This is a genomic window from Flagellimonas beolgyonensis (assembly GCF_003992615.1).
Classification (GTDB): domain Bacteria; phylum Bacteroidota; class Bacteroidia; order Flavobacteriales; family Flavobacteriaceae; genus Flagellimonas; species Flagellimonas beolgyonensis.
On sequence record NZ_RZMY01000012.1, the window covers coordinates 33,020 to 50,010 of the forward strand.

The 16,991-nt window shown below is 43.8% G+C and carries 16 protein-coding genes; 13 read left to right on the plus strand and 3 right to left on the minus strand.

Annotated elements, in window-relative coordinates:
* Position 1 precedes the first annotated feature (1 nt).
* The 11 genes from EO131_RS06615 (at position 2) to EO131_RS06665 (ending at position 9,172) form a co-directional block, all read left to right on the plus strand.
* A complete protein-coding gene (locus EO131_RS06615) occupies positions 2 to 472 on the plus strand; it encodes a DUF6973 domain-containing protein (protein WP_417935629.1) in 471 nt (156 codons plus the stop codon).
* A complete protein-coding gene (locus EO131_RS06620) occupies positions 473 to 1,003 on the plus strand; it encodes a GNAT family N-acetyltransferase (protein WP_127020147.1) in 531 nt (176 codons plus the stop codon).
* Positions 993 to 1,895, plus strand: coding sequence for an oxygen-dependent coproporphyrinogen oxidase (gene hemF / locus EO131_RS06625; protein WP_127020149.1), 903 nt, complete (start codon positions 993 to 995; stop codon positions 1,893 to 1,895). The genes EO131_RS06620 and hemF overlap by 11 nt, the downstream gene beginning before the upstream one ends.
* Before the next feature lie 28 nt (positions 1,896 to 1,923).
* Entirely contained in the window at positions 1,924 to 2,712 is a 789-nt protein-coding gene (locus tag EO131_RS06630; protein WP_127020151.1) for a PhzF family phenazine biosynthesis protein, read from the plus strand.
* Between the two features lie 51 nt (positions 2,713 to 2,763).
* Positions 2,764 to 3,753 (plus strand): porphobilinogen synthase, encoded by a 990-nt coding sequence (gene hemB / locus EO131_RS06635; protein ID WP_127020153.1) that lies wholly within the window; start codon positions 2,764 to 2,766, stop codon positions 3,751 to 3,753.
* 10 nt (positions 3,754 to 3,763) lie between these two features.
* Positions 3,764 to 5,065, plus strand: coding sequence for a serine hydrolase domain-containing protein (locus EO131_RS06640; RefSeq protein WP_127020155.1), 1,302 nt, complete (start codon positions 3,764 to 3,766; stop codon positions 5,063 to 5,065).
* Positions 5,066 to 5,210: 145 nt separating this feature from the next.
* A complete protein-coding gene (locus EO131_RS06645; protein WP_127020157.1) occupies positions 5,211 to 5,903 on the plus strand; it encodes an Ig-like domain-containing protein in 693 nt (230 codons plus the stop codon).
* Positions 5,904 to 5,923: 20 nt separating this feature from the next.
* Positions 5,924 to 6,781 carry a hypothetical protein gene (locus tag EO131_RS06650; protein ID WP_127020159.1) on the plus strand — a complete coding sequence of 286 codons (858 nt, stop codon included), beginning with the start codon at positions 5,924 to 5,926 and terminating at the stop codon, positions 6,779 to 6,781.
* Between the two features lie 76 nt (positions 6,782 to 6,857).
* Positions 6,858 to 7,979 (plus strand): CNNM domain-containing protein, encoded by a 1,122-nt coding sequence (locus EO131_RS06655; RefSeq protein WP_127020161.1) that lies wholly within the window; start codon positions 6,858 to 6,860, stop codon positions 7,977 to 7,979.
* Positions 7,979 to 8,449 carry a methylated-DNA--[protein]-cysteine S-methyltransferase gene (locus EO131_RS06660; protein ID WP_127020179.1) on the plus strand — a complete coding sequence of 157 codons (471 nt, stop codon included), beginning with the start codon at positions 7,979 to 7,981 and terminating at the stop codon, positions 8,447 to 8,449. Before EO131_RS06655 ends, EO131_RS06660 begins: the two co-directional genes overlap by 1 nt.
* Before the next feature lie 9 nt (positions 8,450 to 8,458).
* A complete protein-coding gene (locus EO131_RS06665) occupies positions 8,459 to 9,172 on the plus strand; it encodes a 3'-5' exonuclease (protein WP_127020163.1) in 714 nt (237 codons plus the stop codon).
* Between the two features lie 88 nt (positions 9,173 to 9,260).
* Here the strand turns inward: EO131_RS06665 and EO131_RS06670 are convergent, their stop codons facing one another.
* Together EO131_RS06670 and EO131_RS06675 are read right to left on the minus strand one after the other, a co-directional pair.
* A complete protein-coding gene (locus EO131_RS06670; protein ID WP_127020165.1) occupies positions 9,261 to 11,453 on the minus strand; it encodes a S8 family serine peptidase in 2,193 nt (730 codons plus the stop codon).
* A gap of 154 nt (positions 11,454 to 11,607) precedes the next feature.
* Entirely contained in the window at positions 11,608 to 12,555 is a 948-nt protein-coding gene (locus EO131_RS06675) for an endonuclease/exonuclease/phosphatase family protein (RefSeq protein ID WP_127020167.1), read from the minus strand.
* 85 nt (positions 12,556 to 12,640) lie between these two features.
* Here EO131_RS06675 and hflX point away from each other — a divergent pair, with 85 nt between their 5' ends.
* Positions 12,641 to 13,852: a GTPase HflX gene (gene hflX, locus EO131_RS06680; protein ID WP_127020169.1), complete on the plus strand. Its 1,212-nt coding sequence runs from the start codon at positions 12,641 to 12,643 to the stop codon at positions 13,850 to 13,852.
* A gap of 310 nt (positions 13,853 to 14,162) precedes the next feature.
* Here the strand turns inward: hflX and EO131_RS06685 are convergent, their stop codons facing one another.
* Positions 14,163 to 15,095, minus strand: a complete 933-nt coding sequence (locus EO131_RS06685; RefSeq protein ID WP_127020171.1) for a DUF3078 domain-containing protein — start codon at positions 15,093 to 15,095, stop codon at positions 14,163 to 14,165.
* Positions 15,096 to 15,272: 177 nt separating this feature from the next.
* Here EO131_RS06685 and EO131_RS06690 point away from each other — a divergent pair, with 177 nt between their 5' ends.
* Positions 15,273 to 16,229: a cadherin domain-containing protein gene (locus tag EO131_RS06690; RefSeq protein WP_127020173.1), complete on the plus strand. Its 957-nt coding sequence runs from the start codon at positions 15,273 to 15,275 to the stop codon at positions 16,227 to 16,229.
* Positions 16,230 to 16,991 lie beyond the last annotated feature (762 nt).

Consider the following 16,991-nt stretch of genomic DNA (forward strand, 5'->3'; position numbering starts at 1 on the left):
GGTGAGCATTAAACATTTACTGAAAGGTATTTTGCTGGCAATACGAAGACCCTTTTTTATTGGACCAACAATGAAGGCCACCAAGGATTGTATTCGGGTTTCAACCAAAAATTATGGGAAACTCCATCAAAAAAACGGTCCTGCCAATGCTTTTCGACATGCCCTTTGGAATTACATGATCGCCAAAAGATGTTTGAAATGGGCCACAAAGGAAACATCGGTTTTGGACTGGACGAAACAAATTACCGATTGGCATGAAGATGCCTTTCCAAATGACGCATTGGCGCGAAGAATGGACTTGCACAATAATTGGGTTGGTCGTCAAATATTTCAGGAAAATCCAACCATTTCAGAAGCAGATGCCATTGAATTGTTCAAAAAAATGACCAAGGACTCCACGAAAATTGATACAAATTCTGATTTGTCACAGTTAAAAAACCAATTGGTACATATTATTTCGACACAAAATTAAATGACAAAAACCTTCAACATAGATTATCTAAAGGAAAGTGATGCAGAAAGTTTATGCTTGTTGATGACATCCAACATTGAAATCTTTGAGCGATTTTTTCCCAAAACCTTGTCCCAAAATCTTAATGTGGGGGACTCTCGTCTGTTCATTTCGAAAAAGATCAAAGAAATTGATCAAAAATCAGAATACACTTTTGCCATTCGGAATGTGAAAATTGATTCGATAAAAGGTTTGGTAATATTAAAAGACATAGACTGGGACGATTTACAGGGAGAATTGGCATACTGTGTTGATCAGAATGCTAATGGAAAAGGCTTGGCTACCTCAAGTGTACGATATGTGTCTGACTTTGCCTTTGACAAACTTGGTCTCAAAAAACTCAAAATTATTGTTAATAAAAGTAATTTGTCCAGCATAAGGGTTGCTGAAAAAGCAGGTTTTCATTGGAAAAAAACATTACATAAAGCATACCGGCCTCCAAATGAAAAAATTCTGGATATGGAACTTTACGAATTAAGTCATGAAAGATAAATTTTATAGCTATATAGAAAACCTTCAAGATACCATAACTGAAGCATTGGAAATATTGGACGGAAAAGCCAAATTCCAACAAGACTTCTGGGAACGCTCCGAAGGTGGTCGAGGAAGAACTCGCGTAATTGAAAATGGGGCCGTTTTTGAAAAAGGTGGCGTGAACATTTCCAAAGTGTACGGTCCGTTGCCCAAAAGCATGCAAGCCTATTTTGGTGTGGAGGATGTCGATTTTTTTGCTTGTGGCCTAAGTTTGGTCATTCATCCCAAAAGTCCGATGGTACCCACCGTGCATGCCAATTGGCGCTATTTCGAAATGTATGACAAATCAGGCAATATCGTGGACCAATGGTTCGGCGGTGGGCAAGACCTTACGCCCTACTATTTGTTTGAAGAAGATGCCGAACACTTTCATAGGATATGCAAAAAAGCCTGTGATGCCCATAATCCGGAGTTTTATCCCATTTACAAAAAGAAATGTGATGACTACTTTTGGAATGCCCATCGCAATGAAGCCAGGGGTGTGGGCGGATTGTTCTTTGACTATTGCAAAGCAACCGACGAAATGACCATGGAAGATTGGTATAACTTTGTAAGCGAAGTGGGCGATAGTTTTCTCGAAGCCTATGTGCCCATCGTTTCCAAAAGAAAAGAGCTACCATACACCCAAGCACAGCGGGATTGGCAGGAAATACGACGCGGTCGATACGTGGAATTCAATTTGGTGCATGATAAGGGTACCCTGTTCGGATTAAAAACCAATGGCAGGATCGAAAGTATCCTTATGAGCTTGCCCCCACATGTGCAATGGCGCTACGACCATCATCCTGAAAAAGGAAGTGAAGAGGAAAAATTGATTGAAGTGCTGCAATCGCCCAAAAACTGGGTTTAATGCATAGTTTTGTACTGACACTATACCTATGAGACAGAAAATTTATCAAATAGACGCCTTTACTAACAAACCCTTTGGGGGGAACCCTGCTGCGGTATGCATTTTGGATGCTTGGTTGGAACCCGAGTTGATGCAAAAAATCGCAGAAGAGAACAACTTGGCTGAAACAGCCTTCGCGGTTAAAAAGGAAGACGTTTACGAATTGCGCTGGTTTACCCCGGAAGTGGAAGTGGACCTTTGCGGACATGCGACTTTGGCGACTGCTTTTGTGCTTTTTCACTTTTATGACCTTAAAGAAAATACTATTCGGTTTTTTTCACCCAGAAGCGGTGACCTTACCGTTACCAAGGGCAACAACGGCTGGCTAACATTGGATTTCCCGACCGACCAAACTGTGGCCATAAAGAATTTGGAGGCCTTGGACGAGGCCATTGGCAAATCCCCCATCAAAACCTTTAAGGGCAAAACAGATTATATGATGGTCTATAAATCCCAAGAGGATATTGAAAACCTGAAACCCAACTTTCATTTATTGGACCAACTCGATTGTAGGGGGGTGATTGTTACCGCTCCGGGAGATGAAGTGGATTTTGTTTCACGTTTCTTCGCCCCCAAATGTGGCATTCCCGAAGATCCCGTGACCGGTTCGGCCCACACTACGCTTTCACCGTATTGGGCAGCGGCGTTGGACAAAACCAAAATGACCGCCAAGCAGCTTTCCAAACGGGGCGGCGACCTGGTTTGCGAATATTTGGGCGACCGTGTAAAAATATCAGGTAAAGGAGCGCTTTATTTAACCGGAGAAATTGAAATTTAGTGATAAGCCGAAAGCTTAAAACGGATTACTTAGAACTTAAAACCAATTACCATGTATCCACTCATAAGAAACAGAAGACTTCGCGCCTCGGAATCGATTCGACGATTGGTTCGCGAGACCCTAGTAACCCCAGATGATTTTTTGGTGCCTCTTTTTGTAACCGAAGGCAAGGGCATTAAAGAGGAAATCCCTTCCATGCCCAACTATTTTCGGTTGAGCTTGGACCATTTGGAAAAGGAAGTAAAGGAACTTTGGAAAATGGGGCTGTGTGCAGTTTTACTCTTTGTCAAGGTGGATGACAAACTGAAGGACAACAAAGGAACCGAGGCCATCAACCCGAACGGATTGATGCAACGTGCCATAAAAACCGTCAAAAATGCCTGTCCGCAAATGTTGGTGATGACCGATGTGGCCCTTGATCCCTTTTCTTCCTGCGGGCATGACGGCATAGTGGCCGATGGCCAGATCTTAAATGATGAAACCGCCGAGGTTTTGGCCGAAATGAGTGTTACCCATGCCCAAGCAGGAGCCGATTTTGTGGCGCCCAGCGACATGATGGACGGCCGCATCCTCACCATTCGCGAAGCCTTGGAAGATGAAGGATTCACCAACACCGGCATCATGGCCTATTCGGCCAAATATGCCAGTGCATTTTATGGTCCGTTCCGTGATGCACTGGATTCCGCACCCGTGGACATGGCCAATATACCCAAGGACAAAAAAACCTATCAAATGGATTATGCCAATCGGTATGAAGCCCTTCGCGAGACCCAAATGGACATTGATGAAGGTGCCGATATTGTGATGGTAAAGCCCGGATTGTGCTATTTGGACATCGTTAGAGAAATTAAAAATGAAGTGGACGTGCCCGTTGCCGTGTACCAGGTTTCCGGGGAATATGCCATGGTAAAGGCTGCCGCCGAAAAAGGGTGGCTGGAACACGATGCCGTGATGTTGGAACAATTGACCGCTATCAAAAGGGCGGGAGCCGATATCATTGCCAGCTATTTTGCGAAGGATTTTATCCGAACCTTGGGATAAGCCAAAACGCATGAAAAAGGTTGTTATAGCTTTTTTGATTTCCATTTTCGTTGTGCCATTTGCCTTTGGTCAACGTGAACTCATCCATGCCCTTCCCTCCAAACTGGGTTTTGATACAACTTACCTGAACCAAAAGGTGGATTCCATCATGCAAATGGGCATTGATAGTCTGGCCTTTCCCGGTGCTCAGCTTTTGGTGGCCAAAAATGATACTGTCATTTTCCACAAAGCTTATGGATTTCACACCTTCGATAGTGTGCAACCGGTGGCCACCAATGATTTGTACGATCTGGCATCCGTCACTAAAATAACTGGTCCGCTTCCTGCTTTAATGAAATTGGTGGACGAAGGAAAACTGGATTTGGATGCTCCCCTCAGCACTTATTGGAAGCCATGGCAACACGTTAAAAACAAGAAAGACCTTACCTTACGGCAAATCTTGGCACATCAAGCAGGGTTGGTGCCTTATATCGTCTTTCTTCAAAAGGTGCTGCACAAAAACGGTACCATCAAAAAGCGATTTGTGCGACACGAACAACATCGTAAATTCCAAAAACAAGCGTATATCGACCTTTTTGTCAATGCGCGGTTTGAGCGGAAAATGGACCGCATCATCAATCGTTCAAAAGTCTCAGAAGAGAAAAAATACGTGTACTCAGGTCTCACCTTTCTCATTTTCCCCCGTTTGATCGAACAAATCACTGAAACGGACTACCAAACCTATCTGAAGCAAAATTTCTATCACCCTTTGGGTTGTCACACATTGGGCTATTTACCGACTCAAAAACAGTATGTGAATGCCATAGTACCTACCGAAGTTGATACTTTGTACCGCAAAAACTTGGTGCAAGGATGGGTGCATGACGAAAATGCGTCCCTATTGGGCGGGGTTTCGGGCAATGCAGGACTTTTTGGTACTGCGGATGATCTGGCCAAGATCATGTTGTTCTATCAAAATTTTGGGTACGTGGATGGCAAACAGCTGATCTCCAAAGAAATTGTAAAGGAATTTACAACCGTTCAGTTTCCAGAAAATGAAAATAGGCGTGGTTTGGGATTCGATAAACCACTGTTGGACAATGCAGAGCTTCCCTTGGAAGAGGCCTATCCTTCACCCATGGCCAGTGCCTCCAGTTTTGGCCATTCCGGATTTACCGGCACCTTTGTTTGGGCCGACCCAGAAAAAAGACTCACCTTCATCTTTTTGTCCAATCGGGTGTATCCCTCCCGCGAACATCGCCTACTCTACGACCTGAATATCCGAACAGCATTGATGGATGTCTTTTATCGGGCGCATTTACCCAATCGATAAATTCTTCACTTTTTACTTTTCTCGTATAGGAATTGGGAAAACAACCATAATTCTGTTCACTTTTCACCTTTTTGTTGAAAATTTTGTAAGCCTTTTGCCCAAGTGCTAACTAAAGGAGGGACAATTCATTCAAAAAAAATTAAAGATGCCCTCTATTACATTGAAATCCCGTTTTGTATCGGTGATATTGGTATTGCTCTTATCAGGATGCATTGGTGAGGATTATATTGATGATTTTGTGGAACCAACGGTCCGTATCAACAATCCCATCACAGGACTACAGGTCTCAACCACCCATTCGTACATGGCCACGTATCTTAACAACATTGGCCAACCGGAAAATGCCAACATCAATTGGTCCAGTTCCAATGAATCAGTAGTAACCATTGATGAACAAGGTTTGGCCACGGCAATTGAGGAAGGTGAGGCCACTATTAGCGTATCTGTCACTATGGCCGGCAAAACCATTTCGGATCAAGATATGATCATTATCTCCCCCATTGAAATCCAAAACAATGACGAATCAGGCAAAAGCGGTACCATTATGTCCACCAGTGGGTACGCATTGAAAGGCAATTTTACCCTAGAAGCGAATGGTAGCGACCTAGTTTTGTCCATTAGTGAAAATTATGCTGCATCGTCCAGCTTGCCTGGGCTCTATCTATATCTTACCAACAATCCCAACTCGGTGAAAGACGCTTTGGAAGTTGGCCCTGTAACCGTTTTTGAAGGCGCACATACCTACACCATTAAAGACACCGGCATCAATGACTTTCAATATTTACTGTATTGGTGCAAACCTTTCAGCGTAAAGGTCGGCGAAGGCCAAATCAATTAATTACAACACCTAAACCAGTGATGAAAAAATATCAATTTTCTTTAGTTGCTTTCTTGATTCTATCTAACCTTTCTTTTGGACAATGGACACGGGAAAGCGGCAATGGCTACTACAAATTATCGGCATGGTACCTTGAGGCCGACCAACATTATACTGACACGGGGGCAATTGAGCCCAACGCCACCCGTGGCCAATTCAATATAAACCTGTATGCAGAATATGGCCTAACGAATCGATGGAATTTGGTGGGGTATATTCCTTTTTTCTCAAGGACCTACCAAAACGACATTTTTTCAAGGACCACCAATGAACTCATCACAGAAGGTGAGTCTGTAAATTCCATTGGAGATATCGACTTAGGGGTTACCTACGGTTTGCTACAAAGTGAAAAGTTGGCCCTATCGGCCACATTGCTTTTGGGGCTACCAACCGGCAATGATTCGGGAGGAAGTGATGGTAGCTATCAAACAGGGGATGGAGAGTTTAATCAAATGCTTCGGGTAGCTGCGGGCAGCCCGTTCACCTTTGCCAAACTACCTGCCTATGCCAAAGTTTATGTTGGTTTTAACAATCGTACCCAAAACTTCTCCGATGAATTCAGGACTGGGGCCGAGTTAGGGATGCAATTTTTCAAAAAACTTTGGATTGCCGGTAAGCTTGACGTGGTACAATCCCTTCAAAATGGTGCATTAAGTGCCCAGAACAACCAAGGCAGTATTTTTGCCAATAATGTGGAATTTATAGGTTTGGGAGCAGAAGCGGCCTATTACTTTACCCAAAAATTTGGTGTTTCGGCCGCTTATGGAGGTGCAGTGGATGGCCGCATCATTTATGCCGACCCATCGTTTGCCGTGGGTGTTTTTCTTGACATAAAATAACCAGATAAAAAAATGAAGGGAGGCTAACCTTTGGCTATGTGGAATTTTAGCTACTTTTGAATCAATACTTAGATTCATGGGACTACTATTATTCTACGCCCTTATTTCCATTTTCTTTTCATTCCTCTGCTCCATTTTGGAAGCGGTTCTGCTCAGCATTACCCCAACCTTTATCAATGTTAAGAAGCAAGCGGGCAAAGAATATGCCTCCACTTTGGAAAACCTTAAAAAGGATGTGGACAAACCCTTGATTGCCATCCTGACCCTGAACACCGTAGCCCACACCGTTGGGGCAATTTTAGTGGGGGTACAAGCAAAAGCCGCTTATGCCGAACTATATGGTTCCTCAGAAAGAAGCATACTTGGATTTAAACTCACCGAGGATCTTATGGTGGGTATTGTATCCACACTAATGACGATTCTCATTTTAGTGGCCTCTGAAATCATTCCAAAGACCATTGGAGCCACCTATTGGAAACAATTGGCCAACTTTACGGGTAAGGCGCTCAATATTATGGTGTTTCTTTTAAAGTGGACGGGACTTTTGTGGGTTTTGCAGTTGTTCACCAAATTGATTGGTGCCAAAGGTGAACACGGCAGTGTATTGAGTAGGGAAGACTTTACGGCCATGACCGATATTGCCCATGAAGAAGGGGTTTTCCAGGAATCGGAATCCAAAGTGATCAAAAACCTGTTGAAATTTGACGAAATATTGGCCAAAGATGTGATGACTCCCAGAACAGTGATGAAAATCGCCTCCGAGGACATGACCATCAAGGAATTTTTTGACGCCAATAGGCCCTTGCGCTTTTCTCGTATTCCGTTGTATAAAGATCGAATGGACAACATTACCGGTTTCTTTTTAAAGGATGAGCTCATGGAAGCCATCATCAACAAAAAGGGAAACCGCAAATTGGCGGAACTCAAAAGGGAAATTTTGGTGACCAGCAGAACCAAGCCCATTCCCGAACTGTTTGACAAGTTTGTAAAGCAGCGGGAGCATGTTTCGTTGGTGGTGGATGAGTATGGTTCCGTAAGTGGTTTGGTGACCATGGAGGATGTGATCGAAACCTTGCTCGGATTGGAGATCATGGACGAAAGTGACAACGTGGAAGACCTGCAGTCCCTAGCCAGAAAGAACTGGCATAGCCGCGCCAAGCGATTGGGTATTATTGAAGGTAAAGATGAAGTGGAATGATGGAAATAGCTTACATACAAACGCCTATAGGAATTGCAGAGCTCAAAGGAGATGAAAACGGCCTTGCATCCGTTTCGGTTTTGGACAAAAATAAACCAATTGGTACTATTCCTGGTATTTTGGAAAGTGCAGCAAAGCAATTTCAGGAATATTTTGAAGGAACACGTACCGAATTCGATCTCAAATTAAATCCTGAGGGCACCGATTTTCAAAAGAAAGTCTGGGAAGCCCTTCAAGAAATTCCATTTGGAAAAACCATTTCTTATTTGGACCTTTCCAAACAACTCGGCGATGTCAAAGCCATTCGCGCAGTAGCCTCGGCCAATGGCAAAAATCCACTTTGGATTGTGGTTCCGTGTCATCGCGTTATAGGAACCAATGGAGACCTCACAGGCTATGCAGGTGGACTGCATAGGAAAAAATGGTTATTGGAACACGAGAGCCCTGTAAAACAGACCGCTCTTTTTTAATTGGCTACCATGCTTTATAAACTTAACCTGGAACATATCCTCTTTTTGGATATCGAGACCGTACCCCAAAAACAACAATTCTCCGAACTGGATGAAACATCACAGGCACTTTGGGAACTGAAATCCCAATATCAGCGGAAGGAAGAGTTCACTGCGGAGGAATTTTACGAGCGGGCCGGTATTTGGGCCGAATTCGGAAAAATTGTTTGCATTTCCGTGGGCTATTTCAACATGAAAGGCGAACAACGGACCTTTCGAGTGACTTCCTTTCACGGGGACGAGGTCCATATTCTGAAACAGTTCAAACAGTTGCTGAAAGACCATTTTGGCCAAGCCAAACACATATTGTGCGCCCATAATGGCAAGGAATTCGATTTTCCCTACATCGCCAGACGTATGGTGATCAACGAAATCAACCTACCCTACAAATTGGATCTATTCGGAAAAAAACCATGGGAAGTACCCCATTTGGACACCATGGAACTTTGGAAATTCGGGGATTACAAACACTATACTTCGCTAAAACTGCTGGCCCATGTGTTGGGCATCCCTTCTCCCAAGGAGGATATGGACGGAAGCATGGTTAAGGATGTGTACTATGAGGAAAATGACCTGGACCGCATCATTACCTATTGCGAATTGGATGTGGTCACTACCGCTCAAGTATTCTTGCGTATGCGTAACGAGGACTTACTCAAGGACGAGGAGATCAAAAAAGTATGATCGGCAGGAATAGCAGCTTCACCAACCGTTCCAACCGTCTTTCCTCACCCGTAAATGATGGATTGGTTTTTGGCAATTTCATGACCTTTTAGTTTTTGTAGAATTTGGTGCTCTTGATACCGGCGTAATCCTGAACCACCAACACATACAATCCTGAAGCCAAGGAAGACACATTGATTGACCCCTGTGTTTTTCCTTTTCGGATAATGTTGCCTGAGGTTGTTACAATGGAAAATTGGGCGTCTTTGGACAGTTCGGCCTTTATGTTCAAATAATCCACAGTAGGATTGGGGTACACGGCAATATTTAGTTCTTGAGGAATGCTTAAGGGCGCATTTTCCATAAGTTGCGTTGCTGTACCGTTGAATTCAAATTCCAAAGTCTCAGAAAATTCGGATACGGCATTTTCGGTACAAATGGAACGGACACGGGCCTCGTAAACCTTACCGAATTCCAAACCAGAAAGGTCAAACGTGTTTTCCCAGGTCAGCTCACTGGTCCATGAATCCGAATCGATACTTCTATATTGAACTTCAAAAAGGGTCTCTTCCGCTTGGTCCCACAATATTTGGGCGCTTTCTTCAGTAGTGGTTCCCAATTCCAAGTTGGAAGGCACATCAATCGAACATGCCGAAATTTGTGCACCGGAAACGATCAGGGAAAAGTCTTGGATGCCATGGGTCAGGGAACCTTTATGGGAAATTGTTATGGTATATTCGCCGGAGGCATTGGCAATCTCGATGCGCTCGTACGGATCTACCTGGTTATCCCCTTTGGTGGCCGCATCATTGGCCCTGGCAGGATTCAATTTCCAAGGCATGTACGTTTCACCGTTTTTGGTGATACGGATATCCAAATCGTTGATCAATGCTGCAGTGCTGTTGTTCAACTCGCCTCGGTTCACGTAGGTGCCTTCTGGGTCGGTCCAAGATAGAGAAGCCATCAAGGGACCATCACCATTGGCTTTTACGGTAATGGAATAGGTTTCGCCATTGGTCAAGTTTTCCTCGTTCACCAAAGAGGTAAACTCCTTGTTTTGAAGCAATTCAGCAGCTGCTTTGGCATTCATAACGCCCCAGCCCATTTTGTAATCGGGACCCTTTGCATCCACATCATCAGCGGTATGCAAAGCCAAACCCTTAAGGGTTGCTGCCTTCATGTACGTGCCAAAAAGTTCTTCATGGTACTGTTGCAACAACAAAAGTGCGCCTGTAACCCCGGGGGCAGCCATAGATGTTCCAGAAGAAACCTGATAGCTGCTGTTGGTGGCCGAACTGGTGGATAGGATGTTGGAACCGTCACCAGCCAAATCAGGTTTTACACGACCATCATCCACGGGACCAAAACTGCTATAGCCGGCCACACTGGCCTTGGTCAAATTACCTTTGCTGTCAATTTCTGTATTTGCACCGGCTATGGTCAATCCATTTTTCGTAGTGGTAAACCCCAACAACAAGTCAAACCCATCGGCAGATTTTCCGAAATTTGGCGTGGCATTGTCAAAAGAATTTTGGGCATTTCCTGCCGCGGTCACCATTAAATAATAGGGCGCATTGTACATGATCTTGTCCCAATCCTGGGAAATTTTGATGTAGGCTCCAAAATACCAATCTGGTACCCTGTCCGATAGAATCCCGTAAGAATGGTTGCTCAACAACAACCCATTGGCGGCCGCTTCGGCCACTTCGATCTTGTCACGGGTCCAATCGTGGGTCATGGCCTTGGCACCAAAGGCAACCCCTTTGGCATTGGGCTCTACACCTGCAGAAATCAAATTTCCGGTAACAAGAGTGGAGTGCAAACTAATTTCAGTGGAGCCATCCGCATTTTTGGCGCGGGCATCAAATTCTTGGTGCGAAGTAAGGGCCACCCCGGCATCCCAGACGCCCACTTCCATTCCAGTACCACTCAAGCCGAGATTCAAAAGGCCATTGTTATATAGTGTATGGGCCCTGGATGTTTGGGACGCAGGGTCGTTCAATGTGGTAAAATACAAAGGAGTACCATCTGCTCCGATGGCTTTCAACTCAATTTGGGAACCATTGGCAGCTTTTTCCACTTTCTTCATTCCCTTGGAAGTAAGCTGTCCGATTTTTTGAGCTGTAATGTTGTGTTCCGTTTCCCATTCCGAAATAAGGGAAACTATCTTTTCTGTCTTGTTGGAAGATTTGATGTGCTGTTTGGCTTTTTGGGATTGGCCGTTTACAGAAAAAATGCCTAAAACCGCAATTGTAATGGTTAAGATCGCTCCCTTAGCCCCTGTAGGATATCCGTAGTCCATAAATTAAGTTTAGGTAAGATTTGTACTACGAATATATTATTGAAGAGCTAAATCATCGGTATAATTCCTACTTTATTCGATGAAATACATAGTGTTTTGCTGTAAGTTGTTGTGATAATTAACTTTTATGTGGTGTATCTTTTTTCTTACTTTATTATTTATGTTCCTTTAGGACCATATAAACTGGAAAATGATCGCTATACCCTCCCAAATACTTCTTGCCAGCAAAGGTTCTATACGGATTTCCGCGATAACGCCCCTTCCATTCCCGCAATAAACGAGGTGCAAAAACCTTTGCCTTAACAAAGGAGTGCGTTCCGGGCTCAACGTTCAAAAAACTATGGGAAACCAAAATCTGGTCGAATAGGCTCCACGCTCCTTTATAATTGGCACTACCGGCTTCCTGGGTCAACAACTGCTCCATGGGGTTGATGAACAGGCCTGTTTTCATCAAGGTTTGAATACTCTCTGAATTTGGATCATCGTTAAAATCACCCATGATGATCAAATTCTTAGGCCCTTTTTCGAATTGGTCCAATTTCCCAATGATGGTTTCTGCCGCTTTTATTCGTTTGTAACTGGTCTCATCTGCTCCTTCCCTTCGCGAGGGCCAATGGTTCACAAATACATGGACCTCTTCTTCATGCAACCTTCCGTGTACATACAAAATATCCCGTGTTAAATCGCGATCACCATTGGTATTGTTCACCATCAACGGAACAATTTCGGCATTTAGCACCTCAAAATGTCCTTTATGATAGATCAAAGCCGTATCGATGCCTCGCTCATCCGGGGAATCAAAGTGGACAAAATCATAGGCGATGTTGCGCAGCCTTTTGGCGGAAAGCAGGCTTTTGATCACTGTTTTGTTCTCCACCTCCGCAATGCCCACCAGCACGGGCGGAAGGCTACTATCCTCCAGCCCTATTTTTGAAATGGCCCTTGCTATTTTCTTCACCTTCTTTTCAAACTTATGCTTGTTCCAGTTCCGGAAACCTTTCGGGGTAAAATCATCATCCAGGGCATGGGGATCGTCCCAAGTGTCGAAAAAATTCTCCAGATTGTAAAAAGCTACTGTGTATTTGTTATCGAATCTTCTCAAGTTGCTTTTTTTGAAGGGATTGATTTGGGCAAAGTACAAAACAGCAACCAAAACATTGTGTAAATTTGTACTTTAATTCCATTTGATGTTAGAAAAGAAGTCGATAGATTATGAAAATGCGGTACTGATCGGAGTCATCACCCAAACACAGGATGAGACCAAGGTAAACGAGTACCTGGATGAGTTGGAATTTTTGACCTACACCGCTGGAGGCGAAGTAAAAAAACGCTTCATTCAGCGTATTGATGTGCCCAATCCCAAGACCTACATCGGTACCGGTAAAATGGAAGAGGTGGAAGCCTACGTCAAAGAAAATGATATCGGATCGGTAATTTTTGATGATGAGCTAACCCCTGCCCAACAGAACAACATTGAAAAGTTGCTCAAGTGCAAGATCTTGGACCGAACCGGTCTGATCCTCGATATTTTTGCACAGCGGGCCCAAACCAGTTATGCCCGTACCCAAGTGGAACTGGCCCAATACGAATACCTTTTGCCCCGATTGACAGGACTTTGGACGCACTTGGAGCGGCAACGAGGGGGTATCGGGATGCGCGGACCCGGTGAAACGGAAATTGAGACAGACAGGCGTATTGTGCGTGACCGCATTGCGCTGTTAAAAAAGAAACTTACCAAGATCGATCGCCAAATGGAAACCCAGCGGGGTAATCGTGGTGCCCTGGTCCGGGTGGCTTTGGTAGGGTACACCAACGTGGGCAAATCAACCTTGATGAACGTGATCAGCAAAAGCGAGGTATTTGCGGAAAACAAACTATTCGCCACCTTGGACACTACCGTACGAAAAGTGGTGATTGGCAATCTGCCCTTTTTGTTGAGTGATACGGTTGGATTTATCCGAAAATTGCCCACACAACTGGTGGAAAGTTTTAAAAGTACCTTGGACGAGGTACGCGAAGCGGATTTGTTGCTACATGTAGTGGATATTTCCCATCCGAATTTTGAGGAACACATTGCCTCCGTAAACCAAATTTTGGGCGAAATCGGTTGTGCTGAAAAAAAGACCATCATGGTCTTCAATAAAATCGATCAGTACCATCCCGAGACCATTGCCGAAGACGACCTGACCACGGAACGCACCACGGCCCATTTTACGTTGGAGGAATGGAAAAACACCTGGTTCAGCAAGATCGGTGATCGGGCGTTGTTCATTTCGGCCCTGAACAAAGAAAATTTGGACGAGTTCCGAAAAAGGGTGTATGACGAGGTGCGTGACATTCATGTGACCCGCTTTCCGTACAATAACTTTTTGTACCCGGAGCATCTGGACGAATTTTGATTCGTACAAGTCCAAATGCACCATTTTTTCGATTACATGTCTACCAATATCGGTTGCACCACAAAATTCGGGCAGTTCACAACAATTATTTAGGGGATAACCACATTTGACCTACTTTCAAACTGTTTTTAAGTCATTTAGTGTCCACCCCGATCTTCAATGATCTTAACCTACTTACACATGGTCTTAAGAACTTAAAAAATCATTAAACCCCACAAAAAAGCCCTCTTTATAGAGGGCTTTTTTTATCTATAATTTGAAATTTGTCTATTCGAGTGATTTTTTCAGTTTGAAAAAATCGTATCGAGAATTAAAACTTATAGCTCAAACCTAGGGTCCAATACGTTTGCAATTCGTTGTCGATGGTGTCGAAAGTGGCATTGGGGTCTGGGGTCGGTGCCCGGTTCACAATATAGTTCAAGGTTTCCTGTTTGTTGTTGCGCAGACCGAAATCGAACCCTACGCCTATCATTTTCCATAACGTGTAGCTGAAAGAGTTGGTCCAGGTCCAGTTGCTCAGGTCACTGCTTTTGTAGCTCTGGAACATGGACAGGTTACTCTTAAAACTTACAGCGCCGATCTGACGGGTATAATCGGCCACGATCTTGGCTCCCATCGATGATTCAAAAATGGTGTCCTCACTGCTGAACACAAAGTTGTAGTTGAGTGGGTGCATCACCACGATCAAATCGGGAATCGGGGTCCACGTGGCACCGACACCAATGTCGAGATAACCGGGATCATTAAAATTGCTCAATAAAGTGGTTCGGTATTCCGCAAGTGTGGAAATCGCAAATTTTTCACTCAATTTTCTACCGTACAGGGATGAAATATTGAACACATCCGTTGCTTGGCGAAAGCTGTCATCATCGTTCGGATCGTCCTTGTCATCCAACTTTACCCAAGCTAGGTTCACATTGGCAGCGTTGCGCCAAAAGAACTTCTCTTCCTTTAAATTAGCAAAGGCATTCACGGTAAATCCGATATTTCCGGAAGAGTTGTTGGGTATACCTTGGGCAAACCAGTTGTTGAATTGGGAAAGACTTCCCCCGATGGTTCCGAAGGCCCCCACTTTCCAACCCGGAAGGGCATCCAATTGGGCTTGAAGGGCATCCACACGACCCTGAATGGCGGCAATGGAATCTTTTTTGGGGCCGATCTGGGCCTTGAGTTCTTCTTCAGTTTGGGCCGAAACGACCAATAGCACAAAGAAGGCCATAGCGGTCAATAGCGATTTTTTCATAGTATGAGGTTTACTGTTTAGAACCCCAAAAGTATAAAATGTGCCTAAAATAATGCCATTCATCTATTCACCTATAAAAACAGATGGTGCATCAACCCAAATGTGATATCCATAAGATCACCTGCCGATGCCATTCCTGTTCGATGCATCTTGCACCCCCAAATTAAAATTATTACCATGAAAATTAGAAATTTATGTCTATCTGCAGCCACAATGGCGCTTGTTTTATCCTGCCAAAAGGAGGACGATCCGAACAACTACCCCGTTATCAAGGATCAAATATTCAATGTTTTGGCAGACATTACCCCTTCCGACCCCATTGGGATGACCGTGGCCACCGATGCTGATGGGGACACACTTTCCTACCGTATTAGCCAAAATGACGATGGGTTGTTTGAGATTGCAAATGATGGTCAACTTCGACTCGCTCAGGGAAAAACATTCGATCTTGCGAGTTATGCAATCCATGAGATTACCATAACCGTGTCGGATGGGAAGATTACCTCAAGTGCCCAAATTGCCGTTAAGGTAACTCCGGTCGACTTCTCCAATGTTGCACCAAAAATTGAAAATCAAAGTTTCAACACCATTGAAAGTATCGATACTTCCAATAAAATTGGTTTGGTACAAGCAACCGATGCCAACCAAGATGAGCTCAAATTCTCTATCATCAACAATGACAACGATCTTTTCCATATTTCGGATAAAGGGAGAATCTCATTGGCCGAGGGCAAATCCTTAAACTACGAAGAAGCCTCCCAACATATCATTACCGTCGGGGTATCGGATAATGAATATGAAGCAACAGCCAACATTACCATTCATGTCCGAAAGGACAAGGCTCCCGTGGCCGAACCACAGGAATTCAATGTGGTTGACAATATTAAGGATTCCGCTGTTATCGGAAGCGTGCTTGCACGTGACCCGGAAGGCAAAGAACCGTCATTTACGATTGCCGTAAACGATGATAACCTATTTAAAATCAGCAAATCAGGTGAACTCAGACTGGATGAGGGCAAGCAACTTAATTTTGACAGTGCCGAGCAACACAGCATTATGGTAACCGCATTTGATGGCCATAACCACACTGACATTCCCATTACTATTATTGTAGAAAAGTATATGGAAGAGTAGAAAATGAAATGTCATCGAACCTTAAGAAAACAACCACTGGGCAACCGGTGGTTTTTTGTTTTTCAACGTTGATAGCTCAGACGTCTGATGTGAGATGTGAGACTTAAGATATTGGATGTTAGAGCTAAGAATCTGAAAATCCAAGAATCAAGAAGCCGGAGTTTGGGGTTAAGGGTTAAGAAACCAACCTTCAAACAAACAATCAATAAACCTATTATTAGGCGCTGAAAATCCAAGAATCCAAGTATCCAAAAATCAAGAATCAAGAAATAGTGATAAGTAATAAGTTGTAAGTGCTAAATGTTCAGTTTTAATTGGTTCGAGTGAATAGGTGTCATTCGTGTCGATACCTTTCAGATACCAGAACGAAGAATCCAAATATCCAACACTCCAAAAATCGAAGAATCAAGAACCAGGAGCCAAGAAATAGTTTTAAGTGCTAAATGTTCAGTTTTAATTGATTCGAGTGAATAGGTGGCATTAGTGTGGCTTAGTTAACAGTTGTTCGTTATCGGTTTCTCGTTGTTCGATTATTATTTATTGTTAATTGAACATTGCCATACACCCTTCAACATTTACCAAAAAACTAGATTTCTCACATGCGTTCGAAATGATATAACAGGTCCACATTGTCATTCCGTGGAGATGCTGAGCACCTGCCTGCCGGATGGTCAGGAAGTCGAAGCAAGATGCGAAAGCCATTACCTTGTGAGATTCTTCACTTTGTTCAGAATGACACCAGATTGTTCATTGTTGATTGAA

Bases quoted from the DNA above. Each gene is read 5' to 3' on its own strand.
- EO131_RS06620 (WP_127020147.1), top strand. From the start codon at position 473: ATGACAAAAACCTTCAACATAGATTATCTAAAGGAAAGTGATGCAGAA.
- hemF (WP_127020149.1), top strand. From the start codon at position 993: ATGAAAGATAAATTTTATAGCTATATAGAAAACCTTCAAGATACCATA.
- EO131_RS06630 (WP_127020151.1), top strand. From the start codon at position 1,924: ATGAGACAGAAAATTTATCAAATAGACGCCTTTACTAACAAACCCTTT.
- hemB (WP_127020153.1), top strand. From the start codon at position 2,764: ATGTATCCACTCATAAGAAACAGAAGACTTCGCGCCTCGGAATCGATT.
- EO131_RS06640 (WP_127020155.1), top strand. From the start codon at position 3,764: ATGAAAAAGGTTGTTATAGCTTTTTTGATTTCCATTTTCGTTGTGCCA.
- EO131_RS06645 (WP_127020157.1), top strand. From the start codon at position 5,211: ATGCCCTCTATTACATTGAAATCCCGTTTTGTATCGGTGATATTGGTA.
- EO131_RS06650 (WP_127020159.1), top strand. From the start codon at position 5,924: ATGAAAAAATATCAATTTTCTTTAGTTGCTTTCTTGATTCTATCTAAC.
- EO131_RS06655 (WP_127020161.1), top strand. From the start codon at position 6,858: ATGGGACTACTATTATTCTACGCCCTTATTTCCATTTTCTTTTCATTC.
- EO131_RS06660 (WP_127020179.1), top strand. From the start codon at position 7,979: ATGGAAATAGCTTACATACAAACGCCTATAGGAATTGCAGAGCTCAAA.
- EO131_RS06665 (WP_127020163.1), top strand. From the start codon at position 8,459: ATGCTTTATAAACTTAACCTGGAACATATCCTCTTTTTGGATATCGAG.
- EO131_RS06670 (WP_127020165.1), bottom strand. From the start codon at position 11,453: ATGGACTACGGATATCCTACAGGGGCTAAGGGAGCGATCTTAACCATT.
- hflX (WP_127020169.1), top strand. From the start codon at position 12,641: ATGTTAGAAAAGAAGTCGATAGATTATGAAAATGCGGTACTGATCGGA.
- EO131_RS06685 (WP_127020171.1), bottom strand. From the start codon at position 15,095: ATGAAAAAATCGCTATTGACCGCTATGGCCTTCTTTGTGCTATTGGTC.
- EO131_RS06690 (WP_127020173.1), top strand. From the start codon at position 15,273: ATGAAAATTAGAAATTTATGTCTATCTGCAGCCACAATGGCGCTTGTT.